We start from the raw sequence: 3,349 nt of genomic DNA, 5'->3' as shown, positions 1-3,349 counted from the left end.
AAGCCTTAAACTATGTCTAGTAAATAAAAATACGATTTTACAAGATTAGCTCACGTGTTCGAGGTCGCCAAACTTTCGAAGCTCACGTGGGTTTTTTTTTATATTCATTTTATACCACCATAATACGCCTAAAGCCAATCATGTCAACGATTTGTTACACATATAAAAAAGTCCGTTGTTTCTAATAGTATCAAGATAAGAAGAAACTGGTCAAAATCGACCAGTTTCTAAGCCCTCGGGCGCTGACGCCCCGAACCCAGTCCAAGCTGTGCCAGCTTGACCGCATAAATGAGCGGGAGCTCCCGCTCAAACTCACCCCGCACTCGCCGTGAGGCAGGAAAGCAAAGTTTAGGAAACTTTGGCTTTCAGCCAATTCAGTGTCTGGGTTTGGTTAGTCAATCAACTCCTTAAAGCCTCAAAAAGGGACTAACTGCTAAAGCAGTAAGTCCCTTTAATTCGATTTACCGTTGACTGACGGCCATTAAACAGCTCCAATACTCATCAGCGGTTAAATTAAAGCCATAGACCAAATTCAAAGGCTTGGACCATCTAATTCATCATGTTGTCCCTCTGAACGCTCTTGTGGCCTCTGAGGGGCTTTTTTAGATGGTTCTTTTAGTCCAGCTCGCTCTAGCCACTCATTTGGTAAGCCAACACCTAATTTGCGCTGTAAGAACCGGTCAACGCTCCGAACAATTCCTTGTAACGTATCCACTAATTTTTGGAGCTTCTCATTTTTCTTGCTTAAATCATAATTATTGTCTTTAACTTCAAGCAGTTGATAATTTAGGCTTTGATTATCAAGTTTTAAACGGTTCTGTTGTTGATTATAAATATCACTGACAGCTGCTCGAGATTCTAAGTCATGAAGATCACTTTTTCTAACAACCACTTTATCCTTGCTTAAAAAAGTAGGTTTGCTCTCAATTTCCTGCTGATCACGAGGTTTAAGTTCAGCAAGGCGTTTTCTGGCATCTTCAAGTTCAGCTTGTATTTCTTGTTTTTGAAGCGTCGCCTTTTTCAAATCTTCCCGCATAGCTTTATATTCTGGCACCGTTAAACTTTTACGTTCCGATTCTTGAACCCCACGTTGAATATTAAAACCATGCTGTTGCAAATAAGTCGGTAATTGATCTTGAATATCTCGCAAAGCCGTGCGATTAAATACTCGCTTAGCAGACAACTTATGTTCATCATCAAAGGGCACAATTCCCATATGCATATGTGGCGTACTCTCATCAAGATGAACAATTGCATAACGAATATTTTCTTCACCAAATTTTTCAGCAAAATAATTCCTCGCCGTTTCAAAATATTTGCGGGTATCAGCCGCCGTCAAATCGGCAAAGAAATTGCTATCGCTTGAAATAATCCATTCGTTGATTAAAACGGCATCTTTTCTAACCGCTCGTTGACTAGTCTTATGCTCGTTAATATAAGCCACAATATCCGTTTTAAAATGATTAGTCCGACCAGCAACCAAATCATAATTTAAAGCAGAACGGTCAACGTCAATATCAGCATTTTTATGATGTTGTGTCCGGCGTTGATCGTGATTACCCAAGCCCACCAGATTATCAGCTTTTAATTTCTGCATATTAGCCACTAAATAGCTCATCTAACCACTCCATTCCAAACAGTTAAATTTGGTTAGAGCATAGCACAGAATTCGGCAAACCTCCATGTAAGGTATAGCCCAGTATACTTTACTTCGTAAAGCTTGGGCTCTGCGAGGCCGTTTTTGCCGTTGGCAAAAAAATAATCAAAGGTCGCTTTTGCTCCCAATGATTATTAAAAAGACTAAAATTCACTTAACTATAGAATCCAAAAAACTATAGGCCTCATCAATAGCCTTATCATCATTATTTTCCAATCTAACTAAAACTAAAGAATCTTCATCTACAGGAGATTTGTCCTGACTGTTTTTATAGCCATACATAAATTGCAAAATTTTCTCAGATTTCTTAGGTTCTTCAACATGCACAATAGTTAAAAATGTTTCAATTGCTTGGCTTAGGCTTTCATTATCAGCTATAGAATCAGTCGTAAGAGGAGGATAAGAATACCGAGGATCTGGATCACTTGTATCCTTAGTCTTTTCTAAAACATAATTCAACATCAATTCTTCAAAGTCATAATAATTTTTATTACTCAACATCATCACTCCTGTTCTAAAAATACAGCACAAACAAAAACCAACTAAACAAAATAATTATTACGCTGATAGTCCCATTTAGCAACAATCTCACGCACTACTTGATCAGTATCTTGATCATCACTATCCGTATTAATCAAATCACCATTTTCAACATCTTCTAGTTGCAACTGTTTGCGAATTTCTTTCAGCAAACCGCCATAGCTAATTTGGCGCGAGCCAGCCAAAGCCTGTTCTAAATCATCAATCACTTGTAAGTCCTGTTCTTGATTATTAGTCAAAATATCTTTAGATTTCACCTGATATTTAGCCGTTTCTTGAGCACTAGCTAATAATGAATTTTTATGGCGATCCACATTCGGTTTAACTGCCTCAACATTCACAATCGGAACATAATTTAATTTCATCGCCCGTTGCCAATAACCAGTCCATTCTGACTGTGAAATATAATTATCAGATCCTTTAAAATAAAGACTCTTCACAAATAATAAAACATGCATATGATGGTGATACATCGGCTGATCTGCTTCATGATTAACGGTCACTTCAGTTGAACGCACATAGCCTAACAAATTCTTAGCTGGCTTTTTATAACGCATTAAATCACGAATAGCTCGCCCCATTTGTCGTAGCTCACTCTTTAATTGCTTACCAGTTGTATTCTCAACCGTCAGCGTTAAAAATAAGAACCGACCAGTTTTTCGTTGCTTAACTGCCTCTTCTAAAATCTGAGTTAACTGATTAGACTGCTTCATCGCACGCCGCCAATTGCATAACGGGCATAAACGGGAATGACAAAACCAAGTCTGCGCTAATTTCTTATGACCTTGTTCATCTTCCACAAAGCGCAAAACTTCCCCACATTCTTTAACCCGGTGAGCTTTCTTATAATTCAATATTTGCAAATAGTCACCATACTGCAAATTCTCTAACTTACGCTCTCGCCACGGACGAACTTTCCCTGACCGAGATTTATCAACTAAAACTTTTCTATCAGTCAAAATAAAACTCCTCTCATCTGACCACGTGAGAAGAGTTAATCTGCTATGTATTACTTTACTAAAATCATCCAGAAGCCTTGACGGTCAACTACCCAAGCCTTAAACTATGTCTAGTAAATAAAAATACGATTTTACAAGATTAGCTCACGTGTTCGAGGTCGCCAAACTTTCGAAGCTCACGTGGGTTTTTTTT

Annotated in this window: 3 protein-coding genes; all 3 read right to left on the bottom strand. The window is 38.2% G+C overall.

The window, feature by feature from the left end:
• Window positions 1-532 precede the first annotated feature (532 nt).
• Entirely contained in the window at window positions 533-1,618 is a 1,086-nt protein-coding gene (gene mobV, locus GB993_RS06020; RefSeq protein WP_161003494.1) for a MobV family relaxase, read from the bottom strand.
• Between the two features lie 189 nt (window positions 1,619-1,807).
• Window positions 1,808-2,155: a hypothetical protein gene (locus GB993_RS06015; RefSeq protein ID WP_161003493.1), complete on the bottom strand. Its 348-nt coding sequence runs from the start codon at window positions 2,153-2,155 to the stop codon at window positions 1,808-1,810.
• Window positions 2,156-2,199: 44 nt separating this feature from the next.
• Window positions 2,200-3,156, bottom strand: coding sequence for a protein rep (locus tag GB993_RS06010; RefSeq protein WP_161003492.1), 957 nt, complete (start codon window positions 3,154-3,156; stop codon window positions 2,200-2,202).
• Window positions 3,157-3,349: the final 193 nt, after the last annotated feature.

This window comes from Furfurilactobacillus milii (genome assembly GCF_009864005.1).
GTDB lineage: Bacteria > Bacillota > Bacilli > Lactobacillales > Lactobacillaceae > Furfurilactobacillus > Furfurilactobacillus rossiae_B.
Note: the sequence above shows the minus strand (reverse complement) of the source record. Positions and strands in the feature narration are given on the sequence as shown.

Excerpts from the sequence above, each read along its gene's own strand:
- mobV (WP_161003494.1), bottom strand. The coding sequence starts at position 1,618 with ATGAGCTATTTAGTGGCTAATATGCAGAAATTAAAAGCTGATAATCTG.